Source organism: Pedobacter gandavensis, assembly GCF_014172405.1.
GTDB classification, from domain to species: domain Bacteria; phylum Bacteroidota; class Bacteroidia; order Sphingobacteriales; family Sphingobacteriaceae; genus Pedobacter; species Pedobacter gandavensis.
In genome coordinates this window covers 173320-200039 of sequence record NZ_WNXC01000011.1, presented here as the reverse complement: position 1 = coordinate 200039, position 26720 = coordinate 173320, and the positions used below count along the sequence as shown (strand labels likewise).

Here is a 26720-nt window from a genome sequence, read left to right as displayed (position 1 = left end):
TGAAAATTTGGATACTACTAATGAAATCCAAGCAATTTCCGATTCAAATTCAGTAGAAGAATTTGTTTACTCGAAAGAATGTGAAGAAATCATAAGGTTTGAAAGCAATAATAACCGAAATATTGAATCTAGGAATGCTCAAAATGTTATATTTTTCCTAGAGAGATTTGCAGAGCTGGTCATCCATAGCTAAAAAATGAATTACTTTACTGGGGATAAAAATTTCTAAAATCAGTGTCTAATCGCCCGCTATTAACTGTTTTTTATTAAATTGACAATTTTACTCTACTAGGGATATATTGCTTTGGTTCGACTCTCTTTAACTCACCCTTCCGGATATCGAACCCTTTTTTAGAATTTTGATTAAAAAAAATGAATCAAAGACCTATATATCAGTGTATTAAATAAAATAATACTTAAAAATTTCTAAAAACGCTAAGATTTTAGCGTTCAAAAATCAGCAAATACGAAAAAATTGCAACAATCTGAATATCAGATAAATGAATAAAAAAAAGAGGGAATCTCATTGCTGAAATTCCCTCTTTCTGTGGTGCACTTGTAGGGATTCGAACCCCAAACCTTCTCATCCGTAGTGAGATGCTCTATCCAATTGAGCTACAAATGCATTTTTCATTTGCGTTGTATCGATGTCGGTTAGGAAACCTAAAATCGAAAAGATCAACAAAAAAAACCTTAGATTTCTCTAAGGTTTTTCGTGCACTTGTAGGGATTCGAACCCCAAACCTTCTCATCCGTAGTGAGATGCTCTATCCAATTGAGCTACAAATGCATTTCCTTCAAACGTTGTTTCGTTATTGGACTGCAAAAGTAGTGTTTGAAATTGAAAATACAAACTTTATTTAAAATAAATTTCAAACACTACTCCTTAAAAACTGCGATTAAGCTTCAATTGAGCGTTTAATTGCGTCAAAATCAGGCATATTACCAGCATCTTCTAAAACTTCTGCATGAATAATTTTTCCTTCTTCATTGATCACAAAAGCTGCTCTTTTTGATATTCCTTTCATATTAAATGCGAAATCTTCATAAAAAGCACCGTAAGCTTGCGACACTTCTTTGTTAAAATCAGAAAGTAAAGGAAACTGGTAGCTTTGATCTTCCTTAAATTTAGCCAGGGTAAAAGGAGAATCTACAGAGATACCTACCACATCTGCATTCATACCTTCATAATAGCCAAAGCTATCTCTCATCGTGCACAACTGTGCAGTGCAAACACCTGTAAATGCCAATGGGAAGAAATGGATTACTAATTTCTTTCCTTTATAGTCAGATAAGGATACTTCTTTCAGTTCAGAGCTGAATAACTTAAAATCCGGGGCTTGATCGCCAACTTGTAATGCCATAGTATATATATTAGAATTTAAACGGTTTCTGTAGCTAGTAATTGTTGATTTAATATTTCCAGGCCTTGTTCAAAGCTATGCGGGGCATAGCCCAGGTCATGGATGGTTTTATCTAGTATAAATCCCGTTCTCTGCGGACGCTTAGCGGTTTGATTTAATGTTTCGGCAGAGATCTCCTTAATCAGACTTTTATCCAGGCTCCAGAAATCAGCCACTTTAGCGACCAATTCTGAGATGCTCATCATATCTTTTCCTGAAGCACTATATATGCCTTGCGCATTTTTGGCTACCGCAAGTAAACAGCAGTCTGCCAAATCTTCTGCAAGGGTTGGCATGCGCCATTGGTCGTTGACTACCTGAATAGGTTCTCCTTTTTCTAAAGCACCTTTTGCCCATAATACAATATTGCTCCGACTCATGTCACTTACAATACCATATACTATAATAGTCCTCAACACTGCCCATTTAATTTCAGACTGTTTCAACGCTTCTTCTGCCTCGACTTTAGTCTGACCGTAGTAACTTACCGGGCAAGTCGGCGCCTCCTCGTCGTACGGGCCATTTTTACCATCAAAGACAAAATCGGTTGACAAATGAACCAACTGAACATCATACTGCTCACAAACATCAATAAGTGTCTCCACTGCTTTCACATTTAGCGCATAAGCTTGCTCTTTTTGAGCTTCACAAGTATCCACATTGGTCATTGCTGCCGTATGAATGATCGCATCGGGTCTATATTTTGCAACAATCTCTTTGACATTCGATGCATTCAGAATATCCATTTCCGCATAAACATAACCTTCCTTAATTGGATAGCGGTTCTCTCCTTTTGCAGTCGCGATCAGGTTAAATTGTTTTGTTAAGAGCACTCTTTCCGTGATTTTCTGCCCTAGAAGGCCATTGCTACCCGTTACCAGTATTGTTTTCATGAATATTTTCTATTTCCTTAGGATGAATCTAGCAGGTCAAAAACTCTCTTTTTAACGTCAAAAAGGGCTTGTTCGTACCTTGTTTTATACCGGCTAAAATATTGATTTAAAAACTGTGGAAAAACTTTTTATTTATATATGCAATTTATGTTGAAAAATCTTAACTTTGCAAACCGAATTGTGGGCTCTAAAAACGGCCTTTAACATTTTGATATTTATAATTTTACCCAAAACAATATATGCCTAACATTGGAAAAATAGCGCAGATTATAGGACCGGTAGTTGACGTGAGTTTTGCTGACGATGCTCATTTACCTCAAATTTTCTCTGCATTAGAGATTGAAAAAGAAAACGGTCAAAAGGTCGTTTTAGAAGTTCAACAACATCTTGGTGAAGACCGCGTACGTGCAATTGCAATGGACTCAACCGACGGTTTAGTTCGTGGCATGAAAGCAGTAGATACTGGCGCACCTATCAAAATGCCTGTTGGTGATCAGATTAAAGGTCGTCTATTCAATGTTGTTGGTGATGCTATCGATGGTATCAACACGATTGATAAAACTAACGGTAGACCAATCCACAATGCTCCGCCAAAATTTGACGAGCTATCAACTGAATCAGAAGTACTATTTACTGGTATCAAAGTAATCGATTTATTAGAGCCTTACGCTAAAGGTGGTAAGATCGGTTTATTCGGTGGTGCTGGTGTTGGTAAAACAGTATTGATCATGGAGTTGGTAAACAACATCGCGAAAGCGTATGCAGGTTTATCAGTATTTGCTGGTGTAGGTGAGCGTACACGTGAAGGTAATGACCTTTTACGTGAGTTTATCGAATCTGGTGTAATCAACTATGGTGAAGAATTCCTTCATTCGATGGAAAAAGGCGGATGGGATTTAAGCAAAGTTGACACTGAAAAACTAAAAGATTCTAAAGCAACATTGGTATTCGGTCAAATGAACGAACCTCCAGGAGCTCGTGCTCGTGTAGCTTTATCAGGATTAACAGTTGCAGAATACTTCCGTGATGGTGATGGCGAAGGCGCTGGAAAAGACATCCTTTTCTTCGTTGATAACATCTTCCGTTTCACTCAGGCAGGTTCTGAAGTATCGGCACTTTTAGGTCGTATGCCTTCTGCGGTAGGTTACCAACCAACTTTGGCAACAGAGATGGGATTAATGCAGGAACGTATTACTTCAACTAAACGTGGATCAATTACATCTGTACAGGCTGTTTATGTACCTGCGGATGATTTAACGGATCCAGCTCCGGCTACAACGTTTGCCCACTTAGATGCAACTACAGTATTGTCTCGTAAAATCTCTGAGCTAGGTATTTATCCTGCAGTGGATCCATTGGATTCAACTTCAAGAATCTTATCTCCAGCGGTATTAGGTGACGAACACTATAACACTGCACAACGTGTGAAAGAAATCTTACAACGTTACAAAGAGTTACAAGATATCATCGCGATCTTAGGTATGGACGAATTATCTGAAGAAGATAAATTAATCGTTCACCGTGCACGTCGTGTTCAACGTTTCTTATCTCAACCATTCCACGTAGCTGAGCAGTTTACAGGCTTAAAAGGTGTGTTGGTTGACATTAAAGATACCATCAAAGCATTTAACATGATTATGGATGGTGAAGTTGATGAATATCCAGAGGCTGCATTTAACTTAGTAGGTGGTATCGAAGATGCAATCGAAAAAGGTAAAAAACTATTAGCTGAAGCAAACGCTTAATTAAAGCGCATACACTTTGAATATGACACTAGAAATATTAACACCAGATAAAAAAGTCTTTGAAGGCGAAGTAACAGCTGTTACTGTACCAGGTACCATGGGTTCATTTCAAATTTTGCATGACCATGCTCCTATTATCTCAACCTTAGAAGACGGTCCAGTAATTGTTAAAACCACAACAGGCAATGAAACCTTTAATATTAAAGGTGGCGTAGTAGAGGTTTTGAAAAATAAGATTATTGTTCTAGCCGAAGGGGTTGCTTAATATTTAAAGCATAATAAAAAAAGGATGTCCGAAACGACATCCTTTTTTTTTGCCCTAATTTTTAAGTAGAATGTATTCTTTACAGTTCTTCTCTCCTTTTCCCTAAATAAGTTGCTTGCTTGCTTGCTTGCTTGCTTGCTTGCTTGCTTGCTTGCTTGCTTGCTTGCTATCATGACCACATACGCAGCCAACAGCCATCCGGCTAGTTCTTACACTCCCTGAAGTAGATTGAGCAAAATCAAGACCATTATTTTATTCTGTTCATTGATTAAAAATCAGTCATATTTTCTGTTGATTTTAAAATCTTTGGCAGAAATCAACGTTTTCCCAACTGCATTCCCGAAATCTTATTTGGCGCCTCTTAAAATATCCCAGTTTTTTGAACCAAGATCTTTATTTCTTGAGCATAACCTAACTTTATCAGAAAAAATTCGCCCAAACCCGAAAATTAGACGCAAAAAACCCACCACATTTTATTTGGCAACCTCCTTATATTTTAGTCGTATTTTCTTCAACTTTTTTGACCATTTTCCAATTTTAGGCAGAAAATGAACAAAAATACAATGCAAGCATAATACCTATACCGAATACCGATTTCATATTTGGTATAGTACCATCCACGTAAAGAAGTTAAAACCAGTAATTTTCAGATACAAAATTTGTTATTTAACTAAAAATAACAAATTATATTTTTTTTCATTTATTTTTATGCAGCTATTGATAGTATAGATCACAAGACCTAAATTGGATTTATAAAGCAACAACAATTACAAGCTGCTTATAAAACACTAATAAAATGAACTTTAACATCACCGCCTTAATTATTGTCATTATTAATGTGATTCTTCTGCTGGTAATTCAGAAGGAAAAGGCGCTGCAATAGAATATTTTAAAAATAAAAATAAACTCAAGCGCCCCCCACAAGTGGCGCTTTTTTAATGAACCAATACCAGTACCAACACCATACCTAGAGCTTAACCAATGAAATACTTCAATTCAAATACAGTGTTATACTTAGACGGCAAGTTCCAGAAAGCCGCCAACGCGACTGCCGAAATATACGAGCAATCGCTTCACTATGGTTACGCTGTATTTGAGGGGATCAGGGCGTATCAAACACACAATGGAACCCGTGTATTTAAGGCCAGAGAACATTTCGAAAGATTAAAAAGATCTGCAGAATTGGTGAACTTGCCTTTTCCATGGGAAGTAAATGACTTAATTAAGCAAACCTATAAATTACTTCAATTGAATAATTTAAAAGATGCTTACATCCGTCCATTGGTGTACTGTGCTCCTAACATGTCGATGGTTTCTGCTACAGAGGTATCTATCATGATCTGTGCTTGGGATTGGGATGCCTATCCTGGCAACGAACAATTAAAAGTTGGGGTATCCAGCTATGAGCGTCCGAACACAAAATCTTTCCCTATAGAGGCTAAAGTAACTGGCAACGATGGAAACGCTACGTTAGCTACAATGGAAGCCAAACGCAATGGATTTGATGAGGCTGTATTATTAGATTCGAACGGGAATATCGCTGAAGGTCCAGGCGCGAACATCTTTATCGAGAAAAATGGAAAATTATATACCCCAGCACTAGGTAACATCTTTCCAGGAATCACCCGTGCCACGGTAATTGAGCTATGTCATATTCTAGATATAGAAATCATTGAAAAACACTTATCGGTTGCCGACTTAAAACATGCAGACAGTGCTTTCTTCTGTGGAACTGCTACAGAGATTGCAGGAATTGCATCGATTGATGAATATCAGTTCCCCATTAGATGGAATGATAGTGTTGGTGCCACCATACAACGCACTTACAAATGTTTAGTGTTAGAAAAACAAAATTACGAAGTAATCATATAATATGTCACAATCACCAGAATTAAACCGCTACAGTAAAGTATTCACGCAGGATCCAACCCAACCTGCTGCACAGGCCATGTTATACGGAATTGGCTTGACCAAAGAAGATATGGACAAAGCCCAGGTCGGCATTGCAAGTATGGGATATGATGGAAATACCTGCAACATGCACCTAAATGATTTAGCAAAAATTGTTAAAGATGGTGTCTGGGGTAATGGAATGGTCGGTTTAACCTTCAATACCATCGGTGTAAGCGACGGTATGTCTAATGGCACAGATGGAATGCGTTATTCTTTGGTTTCCAGAGATGTGATTGCAGATTCAATTGAAACCATTTGTGGTGGACAATATTACGATGGCGTAATTGCATTGCCAGGTTGTGATAAAAATATGCCGGGTTCCATCATGGCAATGGGCAGATTAAATCGCCCTGCGATCATGGTATATGGTGGAAGTATCCACTCCGGAAAATATAAAGGAAAAACATTAAACATCGTTTCTGCTTTTGAAGCCCTTGGGGAAAAGTTAGCAGGAAATTTAGCGGAAGAAGATTTCCAGGGAATCATTCGCAATACTTGCCCGGGCGCTGGCGCTTGTGGTGGTATGTACACTGCAAATACTATGGCTTCGGCAATCGAAGCTTTAGGAATGAGTTTACCTTATAGCTCTTCTTACCCTGCATTGAGTGACGAAAAGAAAGAAGAATGTTTAAATGCTGGTAAAGCCATCCGTGTTTTATTAGAGAAAAACATCCTTCCATCAGACATCATGACCGAGAAAGCATTTCACAATGCAATTGTAACGGTAATGGTATTGGGTGGTTCTACAAATGCAGTATTGCATTTAATCGCGATGGCGAAATCAGTAGGATTAACCTTGAATTTAGCCGACTTCCAGGCGGTAAGTGATTCGACACCGGTATTGGCCGATTTAAAGCCTAGTGGTAATTATTTAATGGAAGATGTTCATGAGATCGGTGGTGTTCCTGCCATTCTAAAGTATCTTTTGAAAGTAGGATTGATTCATGGTGACTGTATGACAGTAACCGGAAAAACGCTTGCTGAAAATGTGGAACAAGCATTAGACTTAGATTTTGATACTCAAAAAGTAATCCTTCCGGTAACCAACCCGCTAAAAGCAACTGGCCACCTTCAAATGTTGTATGGTAACATCGCAGAAAAAGGTTCAGTAGCTAAAATCTCCGGTAAAGAGGGAGAAAGATTTGAAGGCCCGGCGCGTGTATTTGATGGTGAGAAATCATTGATCGCTGGAATTCAAAGTGGTAAAGTGAAAAGAGGTGATGTAGTCGTGATCAGACAGGTAGGTCCTAAAGGTGCACCTGGTATGCCGGAAATGTTGAAGCCTACTTCTGCCATTATTGGTGCAGGATTGGGAAAATCAGTAGCCTTAATTACTGATGGTCGTTTCTCTGGTGGTACGCATGGTTTCGTGGTAGGTCACATCACTCCGGAAGCTTGGGACGGTGGAAATATCGCTTTTGTACATGACAATGACATCATCGTTATTGATGCGGTAAACAATACTTTAAACCTACAGATTACGGAAGAAGAAATGGAAAACCGTAAAGCGGTTTGGAAACAATTACCACCGCCCGTCAAAGGAGGTGTGCTTTACAAATACCTGAAACAAGTAAGCGATGCCAGCGAAGGCTGTGTAACCGATGCCTACACTCACTAATCAATTTAAGAACCCCATACCTAAATTAAAACAATGAACACAGCACAAGAGGATATAAACACCTTAACGGAACCGAAGAAAACAATAAGTGTTTCTGGTTCTGTGGCTTTATTGGAAGGATTAATAGCAGAAGGTACTGATACCATTTTTGGTTATCCAGGTGGTGCCATCATGCCTATTTATGATGCGATATACGACTACAAAGACAAGTTAAAACATATTTTAGTACGCCATGAACAAGGTGGTACACATGCCGGACAAGGTTATGCACGTACTTCTGGAAAAGTAGGTGTCGTATTTGCAACAAGCGGTCCGGGTGCAACCAACCTGGTTACAGGCTTGGCTGATGCGCAAATCGACAGCACGCCGATGGTTTGTATCACAGGTCAGGTGTATGCACATTTATTAGGTACAGATGCTTTCCAGGAAACAGACGTGATTAACATCACCACGCCGGTAACGAAATGGAATTACCAGATTACGGACGCCAACGAGATTCCTGCAGTATTAGCGAAAGCGTTTTACATTGCACGTAGCGGCAGACCAGGTCCGGTATTGATCGATATCACCAAAAATGCGCAGTTACAAATGTTTGATTTTGAAGGTTACACGCCTTGTGATCACGTGCGTAGCTATCGTCCGAAACCAAATGTTCGTAAAGAATATATTGAAGAGGCTGCAGCATTAATCAATAAAGCGAAAAAACCTTTCATATTGTTCGGTCAAGGTGTTTCCTTAGGTTTTGCAGAGCAGGAATTTAAAGCTTTCGTAGAAAAAAGTGGCATTCCTGCAGCTTGGACCATCTTAGGTGCTGGCGCTATTCCTACTGACCATCCTTTAAACGTTGGAATGTTGGGCATGCATGGTAACTATGGTCCGAATGTTCAAACCAATTCTTGTGACGTATTGATCGCAATCGGAATGCGTTTCGACGACCGTGTAACCGGCCGTTTAGACAAGTATGCCAAACAAGCGAAAGTAATTCACTTAGACATTGACCCTGCTGAAATCGATAAAAACGTAAAAGCAGATGTTCCGGTTTGGGGAGATTGTAAAGAAACTTTACCGTTGTTAACTGCTTTGGTTGAGGAGAAAAAACATACCGAATGGTTGGCAGAATTCAGAGCTTTTGATAAAACTGAGCAAGAAGTTGTCATCCAACCAGAATTGAACCCAGAAAGTGGTGAGATGACTATGGGTGAGGTGATCAATCAATTGAACATCTTAACTAAAGGTGAGGCAATCATTGTGACTGACGTTGGTCAGCATCAAATGGTAGCTTGTCGTTATGCTAAATTTAACCACACCAGAAGTAATATCACCAGTGGTGGTTTAGGTACCATGGGCTTTGGCTTACCTGCAGCTATCGGTGCTAAATTTGGTGCTCCTGACCGTACGGTTGTTGCAGTAATTGGTGACGGAGGTTTTCAAATGACGCTTCAGGAATTGGGTACCATCATGCAAAGTGGTGTCGATGTGAAAATCATGATCTTAAATAACAGATTCCTGGGCATGGTTCGCCAATGGCAACAACTGTTCCATGAGAAACGCTACTCTTTCGTGGACATCACCAGTCCGGATTTCGTGAAACTTGCCGATTCTTATTATATCGCCGGCAAAAGAATCTCAGAACGTGAAGATTTAGTGAGTTCATTAGAGGAAATGTTAAACCATAAAGGTTCTTTCCTTTTAGAAGTAATGGTAGCCCAGGAGCACAATGTGTTCCCTATGGTTCCTCAAGGTAGCAGTGTAAGTGAAATCAGACTTAAATAATTAAAGATCATGAGCAATTCCCAGGATATAGAAATAAATGAAAAACAGGAATTTACGATTACTGTATATACCGAGAATCAAATCGGCTTATTGAATCGTATTGCCATTATATTTTCAAGAAGAAAAATCAATATTGACAGCTTAAACACCTCCCCTTCGGAGATTGAGCACATTCACCGCTTCAATATCGTGATCAACGAAACAGAAGATGTGGTGCGTAAACTGGCGCGTCAGATTGAGAAACAAGTAGAAGTGTTGAAGGTATATTTCAATACCAACGAGGACATCATCTGGCAAGAAATGGCGCTTTATAAAGTGCCCACAGATACGATCGCAGAATTGGTTTCTGTAGAACGTTTACTTCGTGAAAACGGCGCAAGAGCGGTAGTGATCCGTAAAGATTATACGGTTTTTGAAACTACTGGTCACCGCGAAGAAACAGATAAACTGATCGAAGTTTTACAACCTTTTGGCCTAATCGAATTTGTGAGAAGTGCCAGAGTAGCGATCATCAAAAGCAGCGATGGTTTTAACCGCAAGCTGAGAGAATTTGAGCGCAGAGAGCCAGGACAGGATGTCATTGAAAACGAATTCCTGGATGCAGAGAAAAACGTATTTAGCATGTAAGCTCGTTGTAAAACGGCCTGAACGAATACTTCAAAAAAATATCAATAAAAATTAAAAGAACCTTTACAATCAAATAACTATAAAAAAATGTCAAACTATTTCAACACGTTACCTCTTAGAGAAAAATTAAACCAACTGGGTGTATGCGATTTCATGGACAGTTCAGAATTCCTGGATGGCGTAAATGCGCTTAAAGGAAAAAAACTAGTTGTGATCGGTTGCGGTGCACAAGGATTAAACCAAGGTTTAAACTTAAGAGATAGCGGTTTAGATGTTTCTTATACTTTACGTAAAGAAGCTATCGAAGGTAAAAGAGATTCCTGGAAAAATGCTACGGAAAACAATTTTACAGTTGGTACTTACGAAGAATTAATTCCTACAGCAGATGTAGTGATCAACCTTACTCCAGATAAACAACACACAGCAGTAGTTACTGCAGTGATGCCATTGATGCAAAAAGGTGCTACTTTATTGTATTCACATGGTTTCAATATCGTAGAAGAAGGCATGCAAATCCGTAAAGACCTTACGGTAATTATGGTGGCTCCAAAATGTCCTGGTAGTGAAGTAAGAGCAGAATATGTACGTGGTTTCGGTGTTCCTACTTTAATCGCGGTACACCCTGAGAATGATCCGGAAGGTAAAGGATTATTACAGGCAAAAGCTTATTGCGTTGGTACAGGTGGTCATAAAGCAGGTGTATTAAAATCATCTTTCGTTGCGGAAGTGAAATCTGACTTAATGGGTGAGCAAACCATTCTTTGTGGTTTATTACAAACTGGTTCTATCTTATCATTTGATAAAATGGTAGAAAAAGGTATCGATCCGGCTTATGCTTCTAAATTGGTTCAATATGGTGTGGAAGTAATCACTGAAGCCTTGAAACAAGGTGGTATCACTGCGATGATGGACAGATTGAGTAACATCGCTAAAATCAAAGCTTTTGAAATTTCTGAAGAGTTGAAAACGATTATGCGTCCATTGTTCCAAAAGCATCAGGATGATATCATGAGTGGTGAATTTAGCCGCATCATGATGGAAGACTGGGCTAATGGTGATAAAAACCTATTGGCTTGGCGTGCTGCTACTGGCGAAACTGCTTTTGAGAAAACCCCAGCAGGTGATGTGAAAATCGGTGAGCAAGAATATTTCGACAACTATACTTTGATGGTAGCCTTCGTGAGAGCTGGTGTGGAATTGGCTTTCGAAACCATGGTGGAAGCTGGTATCAAGCCTGAGTCGGCTTACTACGAGTCTTTACATGAAACTCCACTTATCGCAAACACGATTGCACGTAAGAAATTGTTCGAAATGAACCGCGTAATTTCTGACACTGCGGAATACGGTTGCTACTTATTTGATTACGCTTGTAAACCATTACTTGCTGATTTCATGAAAACAGTAGATACTGAATTGGTAGGTAAAAACTTTAATGAAGGTAAAGATGGTGCTGTCGATAACAGAGCACTGATCGCAGTAAATGAAGTGATTCGTTCACACCAAGTGGAACTTGTAGGTGCAGAGCTGAGAAAAGCGATGACTGCAATGAAATCAATTAAAACTGCCTAATCATAAATAAACGGCTGAGGTTTTAAAAGCCTCAGCCATTTACAAAGCAATAAGAAAATGTCAAAAACATTAGTAGAAAAGATTTGGGATGCGCATGTTGTAAAAAGCGAAGCTGGTTTCCCTGATATTTTATATATCGATACCCATTTGATTCATGAGGTAACTTCTCCTCAGGCATTTGATGGTTTACGTAAAAGAGGTTTACCTGTTTTCCGCCCGCAACAAACTGTGGCTACCGCAGATCACAACGTACCTACTTTAAATCAATTACAACCAATTAAAGAAGAGCTTTCCCGTTTTCAGGTGGATATGCTGACTAAAAACTGTGCAGAATTCGGTATTGAGCTGTATGGTTTAGGTCACCCTTTCCAAGGAATTGTCCACGTTATCGGTCCGGAATTAGGGATTACCCTTCCAGGAAAAACGATGGTTTGTGGTGATAGTCATACCTCTACACATGGTGCTTTTGGTGCAATTGCTTTCGGTATTGGTACTTCACAAGTAGAGCAGGTTTTTGCAACACAATGCTTATTGCAACAGAAACCAAAAACGATGAAAATCGAGGTGAATGGTGAGTTGGGTACTGGTGTTTCTGCTAAAGACATTATTCTATACATTATCGCTAAAATATCTGCTGCCGGTGGTACAGGTTATTTTATTGAATATGCAGGATCAACCATTGAGGCTTTGAGTATGGAAGCGAGAATGACGATCTGTAATATGAGTATTGAGATGGGTGCCAGAGGTGGTTTAATTGCCCCTGACCAGATCACTTACGATTACATTAAAGGAAGAGAATTTGCTCCGGCAGGCGAAGAGTGGGATAAATCACTAGCTTATTGGAAAACATTATATAGTGATGCTGATGCGAAATTTGATAGCGTATTAACGTTTGACGCAGCAGACATCAGCCCAATGATTACTTACGGAACAAATCCAGGTATGGGTATGGGCATCGCTGCACACATCCCTGCTACAGGTGATCAAGCGGTTTCTGAACAGGCTTCTTTCCAAAAAGCTTTGGATTATATGGGCATCGAAGAAGATACAGAATTGGTAGGAAAAGCTATTGATTATGTATTCATTGGCAGCTGTACCAATTCAAGAATCGAAGATTTACGGGAAGTGGCGGAATTTGTAAAAGGTCGCCAGAAAGCAGAAAATGTAATTGCATGGATTGTTCCGGGTTCTAAACAAGTGGAACAACAAGCAATTGCGGAAGGCTTAGATAAGATTTTTGAAGCTGCAGGTTTTCAATTGCGTGAGCCAGGATGTAGTGCTTGCTTAGGAATGAATGAAGATAAAATTCCAGCAGGAAAATACTGTGTGTCTACTTCTAACAGAAACTTTGAAGGCAGACAAGGTCCGGATTCCCGCACATTTTTAGCCAGCCCATTAACCGCAGCAGCAGCTGCAATTACGGGTAAGGTTACCGATGTAAGAACTTTATTGAACGAACCTGTACACGCTTAATCCGAAGAATCATGAGAAAATTTGAAAAATTAACCTCGGCAGTTGTGCCTTTAAACATAGAGAACATTGATACGGATCAGATCATTCCGGCGAGATTTCTAAAAGCAACGACCCGTGAAGGTTTTGGTGAGAACTTATTCCGCGACTGGCGTTACAATGGAGATCAAACGCTTAAAGCTGATTTCGTCATGAATAACCCAGACTATAGCGGAAGAATCCTGGTTGCAGGAAAAAACTTCGGTTGCGGAAGTAGTCGCGAGCACGCCGCATGGGCAATTCAAGATGCAGGTTTTGATGTGGTGATCAGCAGTTTCTTTGCAGACATCTTTAAAGGAAATGCTTTGAACAATGGTCTATTGCCTATTCAGGTAACTGATGCGTTCTTAGCTGAAATCTTTAGCACCGTTGAAAAAGACCATGCTGCACAGCTGGAAGTAGATTTAGAAAACCAAACCGTAACTATTGTAGCTACTGGTGCTCAAGAAGGTTTTGAGATCAATGCTTATAAAAAATCTTGCTTAATCAATGGTTATGATGATATCGATTTCATCTTAAACCAAAAGCATTTAATTGAAGAATTTGAACAAACAAAATAATGTCACAGCCCGTCGTCCATATTCACAACCTTAATTTAAAGTATCAGCAGAAACCTGTATTACAGGATTTATGCTGGACGATAAATCGCAATGACAATTGGTTGTTATGTGGCGAAAGTGGTACCGGAAAAACTACTTTAGCAAAAGCAATTGCAGGTATGATCCCTACCTTAGAGGGCGACATTCAGCTGAATTTTGATCTTTCTTCTCCCTTGCCAGCAAAGGTACATTATGTAGCGAACTGGTATCAGTTTAAAGATCTTGAAGGGGCTTCTAATTTCTATTATCAACAGCGTTACCAGAGTTTGGCTACGGCAATTACCGCTACGGTGATCGCAGAATTGACGCGCTTTGGCAATGATCAGCAACTTTCATTTGAAGCATTAGAACGATTATTAACTGCATTAGGTTTTGCAGGTTTAAAAAATTCAGCGCTTTTACAATTGTCTAGCGGAGAACATAAGAAATTACAATTGGTTAAGGCCTTATGGTCTAAACCTCAATTGTTAATCTTAGATCAACCATACAATGGATTGGATAAACTTTCCCGTAAAAACTTAAATGATTTATTGACCGAAATATCGGAAAATGGAACCCAGTTGATCATCATTGGCAATGAAAGCGAGTTACCAGCAGCGATCAATCGCTTTGCGCTTTTAAAAGATGGCAGATTACAAGAGATTTCTTCCCCTGAATTACCTCAACAAGAAGTGGAAGAAATCATTAAACCTTTACCTTCTTTTCTGCAAAGAGAAATCCTTACTGATTCAGCTGAACACATCATCAAGATGATTGATGTGAACATCAGATATGGAGATAAACAAGTATTAAAAAACATCAACTGGGAAGTGAAACCAGGTGAAAAGTGGCTTTTACAAGGGCATAATGGCTCTGGAAAATCAACTTTGTTAAGTTTAATCAGTGGAGATCATCCTCAGGCTTATGCCAACAACTTCTTCCTTTTCGGGAATAAAAGAGGAACTGGCGAAAGCATCTGGGAGATCAAAGAACGCATTGGTTTAATTTCACCAGAATTACACTGGTATTTTGATGCCTCTGCTACTGTTTGGCAAAGTATCGCCTCCGGATTTTATGACAGTTCAGGATTGTATTGCAGTCCGGGATCAACAAAACATGCCCAGGTAGATGAGTTGATCCAGTATTTCGGATTATCAGCCTACAAAAACACTTTGATGAATGAACTGCCATTAGGCAAGCAACGCTTAACCTTATTGGCGAGGACTATTGTTAAAAAACCAGCAATACTGATTCTTGATGAACCTTGTCAGGGGCTAGATCAGCAACAGACACAACATTTCAACAGACTGGTAGATGAACTGTGTAAAGATGGCAGCACGTTAATTTACGTTGGCCACTTTGAATCACAACTTCCAGCCTGCATAGAGAAAAGAATATTATTAGAAGACGGTGCAGTAAAATCCGTTGAACACTTATTACAAAGCATTTAAAATGAAAAGAAATATATTAGTTATTCCTGGTGATGGTATCGGGCCTGAGGTGACCACCTGGGGTAAAGCCGTATTAGAAGAGATTGCCAAAGGTTTCGGACATGATTTCAGCTATGATGAGGCACTAATGGGCCATGCTGCAATCGAAGTAACTGGCAATCCACTACCTGATGAAACTTTAGAGAAAGCACAAAAAAGCGATGCGATCCTTTTTGGTGCGGTAGGTCATGCAAAGTACGACAATGATCCTTCTTTGAAAGTTCGTCCAGAGCAAGGTTTACTTAAAATCCGTAAGGAATTAGGCTTGTATGCTAACCTACGCCCGATTTTATTATTTGATGAGTTGTTAAATGCTTCCAGCATCAAAGCTAATATATTAAAAGGTACAGATATCCTGTTTTTCAGAGAGCTAACCGGAGATGTTTATTTCGGAGAGAAAACCCGCTCTGAAGACAAGAATACAGCTTCTGATTTAATGATCTACCACCGTTATGAGGTAGAAAGAATCGCACACAAAGCGTTTGAAGCTGCAATGAAACGCAGAAAAAAACTTTGTTCTGTAGACAAAGCCAATGTATTGGAAAGCTCAAGATTATGGAGAGAAACCGTACAGAATATAGCTAAACAATACCCGGAAGTAGAAACTACCCATATGTTCATTGACAATGCAGCAATGCAATTGATCAAAGATCCTAAGCAGTTTGACGTGGTATTAACGGCCAACTTATTCGGTGACATCTTAACTGATGAGGCTTCACAAATTGCCGGATCTATGGGTATGCTTGCTTCTGCATCTGTTGGAGAAAGCACTGGTTTCTTTGAGCCGATCCATGGTTCTGCACATGACATCACCGGAAAAAACCTGGCGAATCCGCTGGCTTCTATCCTATCTGTTTCCCTGATGCTGGAAATCGGCTTCGGACTATTAGAAGAAGCGAAAGTAATCATTGATGCCGTAGATCAGGTATTGAAAGAAGGTTACAGAACAGGCGACATTGCCGATGAAACGACTAAATCTGACCAAATCCTTGGCACCAAAGAAATGGGCCAATTGGTCTTAAAATATATTGCACAGCATATTAAATCTAACTAAACACCAAGAATTATGTTACACGATCCAAATAGAGTCTATGTGTTTGACACCACCTTACGTGATGGTGAGCAAGTACCGGGCTGCCAATTGTCAAGCCCAGAGAAAATTCAAATTGCAAAAGCACTCGAAGCACTTGGTGTAGATGTAATTGAAGCAGGTTTTCCTATTTCCAGCCCTGGAGATTTCCAGAGTGTGGTAGACTTATCAAAAGCGATAAGAGAACCAATTATCTGTGCATTAACACGTGCCAATAAAAAAGACATTGATTCCGCGGTTGCGGCATTACAGTATGCGAAAAGACCAAGGATCCATACTGGAATTGGTGCTTCGGACATGCACATTAAATATAAATTCAACAGCACAAGAGAAGAAATTCTGGAGAGAGCGGTTGCAGCGGTAAAATATGCGAAGCAGTTTGTGGAAGACATTGAGTTCTTCGCAGAAGATGCTGGTCGTGCAGACAATACCTATTTAGCGCAAATGATTGAAGCGGTGATTGCTGCTGGTGCTACCGTAGTAAACATTCCGGATACGAATGGCTACTGCTTGCCGGACCAATATGGTTCTAAAATCCTTTACTTAAAAGAGAACGTTAAGAATATTGATCAGGCGATCATCTCTGTTCATTGTCACAATGACTTAGGTTTAGCAACTGCAAATAGTCTTGCAGGCTTAATCAACGGTGCCCGTCAGGTAGAATGTACCATTAACGGTATCGGTGAACGTGCAGGAAATACGGCATTGGAAGAAATCGCTATGGTTTTGAAAACACATCATGCTTTAAACTTAAGCACTAACATCAACAGCAAACATTTCACTGAAATCAGTGGTATGGTGAGCCGTATGATGCACATGCCGGTACAACCGAATAAAGCAATCATCGGTCAGAATGCCTTTGCACACAGCTCAGGAATTCACCAGGATGGTTTCTTGAAACACAGAGAGAACTATGAGATCATCAATCCTGAAGATGTTGGATTGAACTCAGCAGACATCATCTTGACCGCCCGTAGTGGTCGCCATGCCTTAAAACACCACTTAGAGCGTTTGGGTTATGAGATCGATCGTTTAAACCTGGATCAAGTTTATGAGCGCTTTTTGATCATGGCTGATGAAAAGAAAACGATCTGTGATGATGATATCCTTTTCTTAATGAGCGATGGTGAAGAAGGTGCCGTTAAAAATGGTTACAAACTGAACTTGTTACAAGTACTTTGTGGTGATCCATTGAGCCCTACAGCCAGCATCAGACTAGAACATGAAGGTGTGGAGAAAGAAGCGATGGCTACTGGAAACGGTCCGGTTAACGCGACAATTAAAGCCATTCAATCTATCGTTGGCAAGGATATTTTATTAAATGAATTCACCATTCAGGCGATGCATGGTGGTAGCGATGATGTGAGCAAGGTAAACATGAAGGTTTCTTATGATGGAAAATCTTATGTAGGCTATGGTTTTAGTACAGATATCGTAAAAGCTTCGGCCAATGCCTATCTGGATGCAATGAATAAATTTATCTAAAAATGAGTGTAGAAAAAGAAGTGATACTGGATTTTCTGGCGGCAGCAGAACGATTAAAAGGTACGGTAAAACGTACCCCTTTGGAATATAATGCAGGACTTTCTAAAACATACCAGGCAAATATTTACCTGAAAAGAGAAGATTTGCAATTGGTACGCTCTTATAAATTAAGGGGTGCTTACAACATGATTAGCACCCTTGAACCTGAACAAGTAGCCAAAGGTGTGGTGTGTGCCAGTGCTGGAAATCATGCACAGGGTGTGGCGCATTCCTGCAAAAAACTGAACATCAAAGGGGTTATTTTTATGCCGGAAATTACCCCTAAGCAAAAGGTGAAACAAACCGAAATGTTTGGTGGCGAACACATTCAAATTGTATTGGTGGGTGATACTTTTGACGATTGTCTAAGAGAAGCACTGGCATATACTGCGGAACATGGAATGACTTTTGTTCCTCCTTTTGACAATACAAAAGTAATCGAAGGTCAGGGAACTGTAGGTGTAGAGATATTTGAAGATCTTCCGGAACTGGATATGGTGATCATGCCGATTGGTGGTGGTGGCCTGGCTTCAGGTGTAGGAAGCTATTTGAGAAACTTGAAACCATCAATTGAACTGATTGGTGTGGAACCAGAAGGTGCGCCTTCTATGAAACATGCATTAAATAGTGGTGCTCCGGTTTTATTAGGTGATATCGACCGCTTTGTGGATGGTGCCGCAGTGAAAAGAGTGGGTAACCTCACTTTTGCTTATTGCAACGAATTGTTGGATCAGATGTTATTGATTCCTGAAGGAAAAATCTGTACCACAATTTTAAAACTTTACAATGAAGATGCCATTGTGGTAGAACCTGCAGGCGCTTTAGCTGTAGCCTCTTTAGAGCAGCTCAAAGATCAAATCATTGGTAAAACAGTAGTTTGTATCGTAAGCGGTGGTAACAATGATATTGAAAGAATGCAGGAGATCAAAGAGAAGTCACTACTTTTCGAAGGATTGAAACATTATTTCATTGTCCGTTTCCCACAGCGACCAGGAGCTTTAAAATTGTTTGTAAACAATGTTTTAGGTCCGCATGATGACATCACCAGGTTTGAGTTTATTAAAAAAACAAACCGAGAAAATGGCCCTGCCCTAGTTGGTATTGAACTGGCAGAGCCATCAGATTATGATGCTTTATTGCAAAGAATGAAAGAGTTTAAGTTCGAAATTATTGAACTAAACAACGATCAGACTTTGTTTGAGTATCTCGTATAAAAGCCTATTAATAGCCCCCCTATAAATTAGGATAAAAGGCCGTATCACTCCCCCGTGATCGGCCTTTTCTTATTTATGAGCTTATACTTTTGCGCCTTTAATTTTGTCATGTCTTAATTCCGATAAAATATATATAATTTTATATCAGCGATAAACCGGGAGAAACAACAGCTGTTATGGAAGAACTACCATTGATTGATCAGGAGTTATTATTGGAGCGATTCCCTGGAAAGGGCGGCTGGACTTACGTACGTTTCCCGGAAATAGCGGCTGGAAAACCTGGTTATTTCGGATGGCAAAAGGTGAAGGGTTTCATTGACAGTTATGAAATTAGCAAGGTCACGCTCATGCCCATGAAGAAAGGGGTACTTTTTCTTGCAGTGAAGGCCGCCATCCGAAAGGAAATTAAAAAACAAGAAGGAGATCGGGTTAGGGTATGTTTGTATCCGGATAGTGATCCTAAGCTGGAAATTGCCAATGAAGATTTTATTGACTGTTTGAAGGATGAACCTGCTGCCTGGGCTGCTTTTCAAAAGCTTTCTTCCAGCAAACAAGAAGAGTGTTTTACCTGGCTGCTGGACACTCCGATTTTAAAAAACAGGATCCAACGTATGGCTGATGCAATCACCAACCTGGCCTCAGGACTTCCTTTTCATTCCAGTAAACGCTAATTTTAATTCGCTCTTTATTTGTATTTTAACTATATTACCATACAATGTATCGTATCACTTTTTAGTTACAATATAAGTAAAAACAGAATTGTATTTTTATGGCAAAAGATTTGCTATACGAAGATCAAACACACAAATCACATGAAAAAAATATTACTATTATTACTTTGCACGGCCACGCTAGGTCTGGCATCGTGCAAGAAGGAGGTGATCGTTGATCCAGGACTTCCAAATGAAACGATTGAAACGGTTATTGCGCCAGGTAACTGGACTTACATTAACAACAATGAAACGCTAACCACCACCGTACAATTCCCGGAGATAGATCCCGCAACATTTAAAAATGATGCTTTAATTGTAGCGCTTTACCCAGACAACTCAGTAGCCGAGTACAAAGGGATGCCATTTACTTATAACGGTCTTGCTTACAGTTATACTGTTAGAAGAGGCTCTATTACAGTTGAAATAGAAACTAGTGGAGATAACAACTTAACGCCAACAAGACCAGTAGTTCCAGTTGGTTTAAGAGTAACCTTTGTCACTTCAACTTTAAGATAATCAATTTTCAAAGCTAATCGATACTCACAAGTAACGGTCAGTTTATAAAGACAAGAAACGACCAATGTTCGCCTGAACGTGGTCGTTTTTTTTATGGACGCCCCTATTCAATTGAATCGCTCTGATTTTCACCCCATGTCTTTCTAACAAAAGCTCTTCATAAAACCCTTTATAATACACATCCTTCACCTCAAAGCGTCTGCTGTTCCAGGAATTATTCAGTTCTACCCATTCCGGATAAAATACCGCATGGCCATCCTTTACCTCTAGACCCAATTTATTCGCCTCTTCCTGGTTTAACACCACCGCATTTCCAAGCATTCTAGCGGTATAAATATGTTTAGGTTGCTGATAGATATCAGCTGGTTTCCCACGTTCTATCAAATGACCATCTTTCATCATCAACAGTTCATCAGCCAGGAACAATCCATCTGCTGGATCATGAGAAACCATAATCACTGTTACCCCAGTTTCCGCAGCGATTCGTTTAATGTCTGCACGAAGCTGATTCTTCAGCAAAGCATCCACCTGACTAAAAGGCTCATCCAGCAATAAAACGGAGGTATCAGTTACCAAAGCTTTGGCAATTGCTACTCTTTGCTGCTCTCCCCCACTCAATTGCGTGATCTTTTTATCTTTCAAGTGATCAATATGCAAATGAGCCATCATTTCCATCGTCTTTTGATGTTTATGATGTACATCTGTATTGGCCATCATAGAAGCAATATTGTCGTATACTTTCGCATAGATGTTCAGGGAGAAATCCTGAGTCACCATTTTCATTTGTTTATGGCCGGGGATTAACAATACATCCGGACCCCATACCTTTTCATCCTGATAGAAAACCTCTCCTTCATCTAAAGTCAATAAGCCATAAATACATTTCAAGAGCGTCGACTTTCCACTACCGCTTTCACCGATAATGGCGATGATATCCCCTTTATGAATGTCGAAGCTAATGTTATGGATCCCCGAAGCTTGTTCTTGCTGATATTGCTTACTGATGTTTTTAACGCTGATGATTTTTTCCTTCACACGGTAAAGATAAAGTATTTCGCATTGCCACAAAAAAATCCCGTAACCAAAGCGGCTACGGGATCAGTTTTATATTTTTGTGTGTGGTTTAGTTCAATCCGAAAGTGACACCAAAAGACATATTTTTAAGCCCTTTTTGTGCGGTAGTCGTAAACATATCACTCATATAGTATTTGGTGAAGATACCCAAGCCGCCATAACCGATGCGCAATGTACCTCCATAACGGAATGGCTCAAAGTTATAATCGTCTTTAAATTTCTCTTTTCCTTTCTCTTTGCTCACTTGTTTCACTTTTCCGTTTAACAGGAAGCCAACTTCTGGTCCGAATACAAAAGTAAAGCGCTTACCATGAGCATTTTCTTTACTGCGCAATTCAAAATTCAAAGGAATATGTACATAGCTGTTAGACAATCTATTTTTAGAGAATTGTATGTCTTCCTCTACATAAGACATCGTCGGACTATTTTTCTCCAGCGTGATATTTCGTTTCAGGCGAATCATCGTCCAGTCGAAACCACCTGACATATAGATTTTAAAATGAGGATTAAAACGATAGCCCAATTGCAAGATGTCAAATGAAACTGTACTTGTCTTACCACCGGTATAATCCAGGAATTCGTTTTCTTTTGATAAAGAGAAGCTACCATTGTCTATCAATCTCGAAAAACCAATATCCAGGCGGGTAAAAGTGATCCCTCCTGTAAAACGACCATGAGGAGCCTTTACCTTTGCGGTAGTGTCTTTTCCATGTATGCTGACCGAGATCAGGCCATTGCTTAGTCCAAATGTTGATTTCCTTTTAACGCTATCTTGTTGTGCAAATGCGCCTTGTGCCATAACACCGGCAAGCCCGCTTACCAAAAGTGTTGTCCATACTAGTTTCTTCATATTGTTGGTTTGAGCTGTGTGTTTTATCTGTTCCTTTTCGGATTAAATTTTAAAATACCAATGTTCACTGCAATTAACGAGGAGTTATCATCATCGTCTGTTTTAAACTGTATCAATTTCTTATCTCTTTTATCCAGCTTATCTACCACAAAATTGATCACATCGCCTACATTTCTAATGCCTTTTCTTTCCTCTTTACCTTCTGTTTCTGTGATTACTTGATCCCCATTTTGAACATCTGGGAGGGCAACATTGGCGATCACATTTTCATTTGGTAAATCAAGTATTGGCTTAACTTCTCCTTCCAAAGCATTAGCACTATAAACTTCAACTGGTTTTAATTGATGACGTTTAATCTTTTCATCAGGTTGCACATTAGCCAAATTATTTTCCTGAACCAGGTTTCTCAGTTTTACTTTCGGAGCAAGAACCAATTCGGCTCCTTCTTCAGAAGCAGGTACAACTGATGGGCTAGGTGCCACATTGCTTGCATTTGTACCAGATGTTGCACCTATAGTGGATGCAGTAGTTAGCTCATGATTTACAGTCGCATTACTTTTCAAAACACTGGCTACACGAGCACCTTGAAGCTGCATTTTCTCCGTTTCCCTGGATAGTAATCCTACCGAAACGGCAATCAGTGCTACCGCAGCAGCAGCTGCCCAGTAAACCGGAAAAACACGTTTTTTCTTTGGTGTCAGCTCTTTCTCGATATTGCTCCATAAATTTGTGGAAGGCCTAATTTCTGCGTCCTCAAATTTATCTTTAAACAACTGATCAAAATCTTTATCCTGCATAGCTTGCATAATCTATACCCTCCATTTTTATAATCTCCTCTCTTAAGATCGCCCTTGCTCTCGACAATTGCGATTTACTTGCTCCTTCAGAAATCCCCAATATTGCGGAAATTTCCTTATGAGAATATCCTTCTATGATGTACATGTTAAATACCATTCTATAGCCATCGGAAAGCTTTTGAATAAGTTTCAATAAATCCTGCATACCCAATCTGCTAAAGTCGAAACCAGTACTCGGTTGCTCATAAGCATCTTCTATCGGCACCACAGTCAGGCTGCGTAAATTTTTTCTATAACTCTCAATTGCGGTGTTCACCATGACCCTTCTCATCCATCCTTCAAAAGACCCATCCCCTCTATACTCACTAATCTTTTGAAAAACCTTGATAAAACCCAATTGCAAAACATCCTCAGCTTCCATCCGGTCTTTCGCATAGCGCATGCAGACGACCAGCATTTTGGATGCAGTTTGCTGATATAGCGCTTCCTGCATCTTTCGCTTGCCGGCTTTACAGCCTTCCATGAGTTCATTTATCGTATACTGCGTCAAAATCATCTGTTTGTTTGGTATATAGAAGATGAGCATTGCGACCAAAAGGTTGCATGCAGCAGGAAAAATAAAGAAAAAAAATAGATTGGGATTAGCAGTCGTGCTTTTTACGGTAAGATTTGTACCATTTTACCCCCATCATGATAACACAGGAGAAAACTGCCAGGCCAACCAGCCCATAAATCCAATTTACGGCGTTTTTAAGCACTACAGTGAACACAATAGCAACCAACAGGATTGTGGCTACTTCATTCCATAACCTCAGCTTAAAGGAGCTGATTTTACATTTGCCAAGTTTCAATTGATTCATGATCCGCTGACAAATGAAATGGTAGATCAACAAAAGTACGACAAAACCAAGCTTCACATGGAACCAGGGTAAAGTCAGCAGGTTTGGTCGCAAACAAATCATCGTTACCCCAGCTGCTACAGTGAGTACCATTGCAGGTGTGGCAATGATGTGCCAAAGCTTAGCTTCCATGCGTTCATATTCCTTTTGAAGAATATTGCGTTCCAGCTCGGGTCTGGTTTCCGCTTCAACATGGTAGATAAACAAGCGAACACTATAAAACAACCCTGCCATCCAGCTAACCACAAAGATGATATGCACAGAGAGTACGTAATAATAGTATTCCATTTTGTTCCTTTTTTGATCATTAAAAAGGCCATCTGAAAAGCAAGCTTTAAAGATGGCCCAAATTATATATTAGTATCTGAATTCTTTAACTACTTCGATTGCATATTTCACGTTATCGAATGGGATGTCTGGCATAATACCATGACCAAGGTTAAAAATAAACCCTTTTTCGCCACGCATACGCTCAAATAACTGAAGGATTGTTTTCTTAATTACCGGCTTATCTGCATATAAGATAAATGGATCAAGGTTTCCTTGAACTGCGATACCTGCTGGCAAGCTTTGTTTAATGTTCAACAAATCAGCGTTCCAGTCTACCGAGATCACATCAGGCTTAGCCTCTGCCATGATCGGTGCAAATACAGAACTTCCTTTACAGAAAGAGATCACAGGGATATCTTTTCTATTCAAGTTAGCAATGATTTCCTGAATGTAACGGTGAGAGAATTCCTGATAATCGTTCCATGACAATGCCATAGCCCAGCTATCAAAAATCTGAATTGCGTTTACACCTGCTGCAATCTGAAGATTTAAATAATCTGCAGTTACTTTAGCAATTTTCGCTAATAAACGGTGTGCAATTTCTGGATTGTTGTGCATCAACAATTTTGTCAGCTTGAAATCTTTAGAAGAACCACCTTCAACCAGGTAGCTCATGACTGTAAATGGTGCACCAGCAAAACCGATCAATGGAATACTACCATTTAAACGTTGCTGAATCACTTTAATGGCATCTGCTACATATTGTAACTTATCCAAACAGTCTACATTCAAGTTATCTACATCTTTCGCCGAACGTACAGGGTTGGCGAATTTAGGGCCTACTCCTTGTGTAAAGCTCAGGTCACCGCCCATTGCTTCTCCGGTTACTAAAATATCAGAGAAAAGGATGGCAGCATCGATACCCAGTAAGTCAACAGGTAACATCGTTACATCCGCTGCAATTTCTGGCGTTTTGCACATCTCCAGGAAAGAGTATTTGTTTTTGATTTCCCAGTACTCAGGCATAAAACGGCCAGCCTGGCGCATCATCCATACCGGTGGACGTTCTGTTTGCTTCGAAAATGCGGCATCTAAAAATAACGTGTTCATCTATATTGTGTTTGTTTATAATCGATTTGCTTCTTGCTCAATTTTACTAATGATCTCTTGTGCTCTTGGCGTTGTTGCCAATTCTTTTGCTCGCTCTATGTATGCTCTGGTACGTTCGAGGTCTTTTTTCCGCAGGGCGAGATTGGCCAGGTGAATCATCACAAAAGCCTTGTCGTTCTTGCCACCTAATGGAAAGCGACTGGCAATTTGAAAATGACGCTCAGCCGCTTCATATTCTTCTCTTTTCAGCGCAATATTGGCGCGCATAAATTCATAATATCCCCTTCTGTTTCGCGCTAAGCGATCCGGATTGGGTACCTCTGCAAGTATCTTTTCTGTCTTTTCGTAATCCCCATTCTTAAAATACTTGGAAGCCAGTAAAATTGAACTGTGTTTGAAATGGCTCCAAATCACAAAGGCAAAGAAAAAACCGGCCAATACAGCCAGTTGAATTTGATCGTAAAAAAGGCACACTCCCGCGGCAATCAGAAAGAGTGCCATGAGGGCATACCTGCCTTTATTATTATACATTAATGGATATCTGTGAATTTATAACCTACACCTCTGATGGAATGGAAATATACCGGGTTCTTCTGATCTGGTTCGAAATACTTACGGAAAGTAAGGATAAAGTTATCAATCGTACGTGTCGAAGGATAAACATCATAGTTCCATACCGTTTCCAGAATCTGCTCACGGGATACTGCTTCGTTCTTACGTTCGATCAGTAATTTCAGTAACATGGTTTCTTTCTTCGTTAAAGGAACGATTACACCATCATCTTGTTTCAATTCGAAAGAATTGAAGTAGATGGTTTTATCACCGATTTTATAAGAATTGATTTCTTTTAGGTCGTCAGCTTTCATGCTGCGTTTCACTAAAATACCAACCCTAAGGATCAGCTCTTCTAAGTTGAATGGCTTAACCAGGTAATCATCGGCACCTTTTTTCAATCCCATTACACGGTCTTCACTCGTATTTTTAGCCGTTAAGAAAAGGATAGGTACTTCTGTATTTTCTAATCTGATGGTTTCACAAACCTGGAATCCATCCATTTCAGGAAGCATTACATCCAGAATAATCAGGTTAAAACGTTCTTCTTTAAAAACTTTTAAAGCCGTCTTACCGTCTTTTACTGCATGAACTTTATAGCCTTCCAGTTCAAGGTTCAATTTTATAGCATCTAACAAGTGGTCTTCATCTTCGACCAGTAATATTCTTAATTTCTGTTGCATAATGA

26 protein-coding genes and 2 tRNA genes are annotated in these 26720 nt (G+C 39.7%); 16 read left to right on the top strand and 12 right to left on the bottom strand.

The window, feature by feature from the left end:
* A partial coding sequence (locus tag GM920_RS23780) for a hypothetical protein (RefSeq protein ID WP_235964622.1) occupies window positions 1-193 on the top strand: 193 nt, incomplete at its 5' end.
* A gap of 355 nt (window positions 194-548) precedes the next feature.
* Here GM920_RS23780 and GM920_RS23135 read toward each other — a convergent pair.
* The 4 genes from GM920_RS23135 to GM920_RS23120 all read right to left on the bottom strand — a co-directional run bounded on the left by GM920_RS23135 (window position 549) and on the right by GM920_RS23120 (window position 2296).
* Window positions 549-625: transfer RNA gene (locus tag GM920_RS23135), tRNA-Arg, on the bottom strand.
* Window positions 626-716: 91 nt separating this feature from the next.
* Window positions 717-790: transfer RNA gene (locus GM920_RS23130), tRNA-Arg, on the bottom strand.
* 109 nt (window positions 791-899) lie between these two features.
* Window positions 900-1364 carry a redoxin domain-containing protein gene (locus tag GM920_RS23125; protein WP_182961763.1) on the bottom strand — a complete coding sequence of 155 codons (465 nt, stop codon included), beginning with the start codon at window positions 1362-1364 and terminating at the stop codon, window positions 900-902.
* A gap of 17 nt (window positions 1365-1381) precedes the next feature.
* A complete protein-coding gene (locus GM920_RS23120) occupies window positions 1382-2296 on the bottom strand; it encodes an SDR family oxidoreductase (protein WP_182961762.1) in 915 nt (304 codons plus the stop codon).
* A 239-nt stretch (window positions 2297-2535) separates the two neighbouring features.
* Here GM920_RS23120 and atpD point away from each other — a divergent pair, with 239 nt between their 5' ends.
* The 15 genes from atpD (at window position 2536) to GM920_RS23045 (ending at window position 20480) form a co-directional block, all read left to right on the top strand.
* Window positions 2536-4041, top strand: coding sequence for a F0F1 ATP synthase subunit beta (gene atpD, locus GM920_RS23115; RefSeq protein ID WP_062547054.1), 1506 nt, complete (start codon window positions 2536-2538; stop codon window positions 4039-4041).
* Window positions 4042-4063: 22 nt separating this feature from the next.
* Window positions 4064-4306: an ATP synthase F1 subunit epsilon gene (atpC, locus tag GM920_RS23110; RefSeq protein ID WP_182961761.1), complete on the top strand. Its 243-nt coding sequence runs from the start codon at window positions 4064-4066 to the stop codon at window positions 4304-4306.
* A gap of 981 nt (window positions 4307-5287) precedes the next feature.
* Entirely contained in the window at window positions 5288-6178 is an 891-nt protein-coding gene (locus tag GM920_RS23105; RefSeq protein ID WP_182961760.1) for a branched-chain amino acid transaminase, read from the top strand.
* Window position 6179: 1 nt separating this feature from the next.
* A complete protein-coding gene (gene ilvD / locus GM920_RS23100; RefSeq protein WP_182961759.1) occupies window positions 6180-7877 on the top strand; it encodes a dihydroxy-acid dehydratase in 1698 nt (565 codons plus the stop codon).
* 33 nt (window positions 7878-7910) lie between these two features.
* A complete protein-coding gene (gene ilvB / locus GM920_RS23095) occupies window positions 7911-9650 on the top strand; it encodes a biosynthetic-type acetolactate synthase large subunit (protein ID WP_182961758.1) in 1740 nt (579 codons plus the stop codon).
* 9 nt (window positions 9651-9659) lie between these two features.
* Complete coding sequence (gene ilvN / locus GM920_RS23090) at window positions 9660-10277, top strand: acetolactate synthase small subunit (protein WP_182961757.1); 618 nt, start codon at window positions 9660-9662, stop codon at window positions 10275-10277.
* 87 nt (window positions 10278-10364) lie between these two features.
* Window positions 10365-11846, top strand: coding sequence for a ketol-acid reductoisomerase (ilvC, locus tag GM920_RS23085; protein WP_182961756.1), 1482 nt, complete (start codon window positions 10365-10367; stop codon window positions 11844-11846).
* A gap of 57 nt (window positions 11847-11903) precedes the next feature.
* The gene (gene leuC / locus GM920_RS23080) at window positions 11904-13319 is read left to right on the top strand and encodes a 3-isopropylmalate dehydratase large subunit (RefSeq protein ID WP_182961755.1); all 1416 of its coding nucleotides are present in this window, start codon (window positions 11904-11906) and stop codon (window positions 13317-13319) included.
* A gap of 11 nt (window positions 13320-13330) precedes the next feature.
* Window positions 13331-13915: a 3-isopropylmalate dehydratase small subunit gene (gene leuD, locus GM920_RS23075; RefSeq protein WP_182961754.1), complete on the top strand. Its 585-nt coding sequence runs from the start codon at window positions 13331-13333 to the stop codon at window positions 13913-13915.
* The gene (locus GM920_RS23070; protein ID WP_182961753.1) at window positions 13915-15384 is read left to right on the top strand and encodes an ATP-binding cassette domain-containing protein; all 1470 of its coding nucleotides are present in this window, start codon (window positions 13915-13917) and stop codon (window positions 15382-15384) included. The genes leuD and GM920_RS23070 overlap by 1 nt, the downstream gene beginning before the upstream one ends.
* A gap of 1 nt (window position 15385) precedes the next feature.
* On the top strand, window positions 15386-16477 hold the full coding sequence (leuB, locus tag GM920_RS23065) for a 3-isopropylmalate dehydrogenase (protein WP_182961752.1): 1092 nt from the start codon (window positions 15386-15388) through the stop codon (window positions 16475-16477).
* Between the two features lie 12 nt (window positions 16478-16489).
* A complete protein-coding gene (locus GM920_RS23060) occupies window positions 16490-17998 on the top strand; it encodes a 2-isopropylmalate synthase (protein ID WP_182961751.1) in 1509 nt (502 codons plus the stop codon).
* 2 nt (window positions 17999-18000) lie between these two features.
* The gene (gene ilvA, locus GM920_RS23055; RefSeq protein WP_182961750.1) at window positions 18001-19251 is read left to right on the top strand and encodes a threonine ammonia-lyase IlvA; all 1251 of its coding nucleotides are present in this window, start codon (window positions 18001-18003) and stop codon (window positions 19249-19251) included.
* A 176-nt stretch (window positions 19252-19427) separates the two neighbouring features.
* Entirely contained in the window at window positions 19428-19922 is a 495-nt protein-coding gene (locus tag GM920_RS23050; RefSeq protein ID WP_182961749.1) for a DUF1905 domain-containing protein, read from the top strand.
* A 141-nt stretch (window positions 19923-20063) separates the two neighbouring features.
* The gene (locus GM920_RS23045; RefSeq protein ID WP_182961748.1) at window positions 20064-20480 is read left to right on the top strand and encodes a hypothetical protein; all 417 of its coding nucleotides are present in this window, start codon (window positions 20064-20066) and stop codon (window positions 20478-20480) included.
* A gap of 42 nt (window positions 20481-20522) precedes the next feature.
* Here GM920_RS23045 and GM920_RS23040 read toward each other — a convergent pair whose 3' ends face one another.
* From GM920_RS23040 to GM920_RS23005, 8 genes are all read right to left on the bottom strand, one after another.
* Window positions 20523-21515: an ABC transporter ATP-binding protein gene (locus tag GM920_RS23040; protein ID WP_182961747.1), complete on the bottom strand. Its 993-nt coding sequence runs from the start codon at window positions 21513-21515 to the stop codon at window positions 20523-20525.
* Between the two features lie 88 nt (window positions 21516-21603).
* Window positions 21604-22404 (bottom strand): outer membrane beta-barrel protein, encoded by an 801-nt coding sequence (locus GM920_RS23035; protein ID WP_182961746.1) that lies wholly within the window; start codon window positions 22402-22404, stop codon window positions 21604-21606.
* Between the two features lie 23 nt (window positions 22405-22427).
* Window positions 22428-23210 (bottom strand): hypothetical protein, encoded by a 783-nt coding sequence (locus GM920_RS23030; protein WP_235964621.1) that lies wholly within the window; start codon window positions 23208-23210, stop codon window positions 22428-22430.
* Window positions 23191-23757, bottom strand: coding sequence for an RNA polymerase sigma factor (locus GM920_RS23025; RefSeq protein ID WP_182961744.1), 567 nt, complete (start codon window positions 23755-23757; stop codon window positions 23191-23193). Before GM920_RS23025 ends, GM920_RS23030 begins: the two co-directional genes overlap by 20 nt.
* 85 nt (window positions 23758-23842) lie before the next feature.
* On the bottom strand, window positions 23843-24388 hold the full coding sequence (gene hemJ, locus GM920_RS23020) for a protoporphyrinogen oxidase HemJ (RefSeq protein WP_182961743.1): 546 nt from the start codon (window positions 24386-24388) through the stop codon (window positions 23843-23845).
* A 69-nt stretch (window positions 24389-24457) separates the two neighbouring features.
* Window positions 24458-25480 (bottom strand): uroporphyrinogen decarboxylase, encoded by a 1023-nt coding sequence (gene hemE / locus GM920_RS23015; protein WP_182961742.1) that lies wholly within the window; start codon window positions 25478-25480, stop codon window positions 24458-24460.
* 15 nt (window positions 25481-25495) lie between these two features.
* Window positions 25496-26011 carry a tetratricopeptide repeat protein gene (locus tag GM920_RS23010; RefSeq protein ID WP_182961741.1) on the bottom strand — a complete coding sequence of 172 codons (516 nt, stop codon included), beginning with the start codon at window positions 26009-26011 and terminating at the stop codon, window positions 25496-25498.
* Window positions 26011-26715, bottom strand: a complete 705-nt coding sequence (locus tag GM920_RS23005) for a response regulator transcription factor (RefSeq protein WP_015809248.1) — start codon at window positions 26713-26715, stop codon at window positions 26011-26013. The genes GM920_RS23010 and GM920_RS23005 overlap by 1 nt, the downstream gene beginning before the upstream one ends.
* Window positions 26716-26720 lie beyond the last annotated feature (5 nt).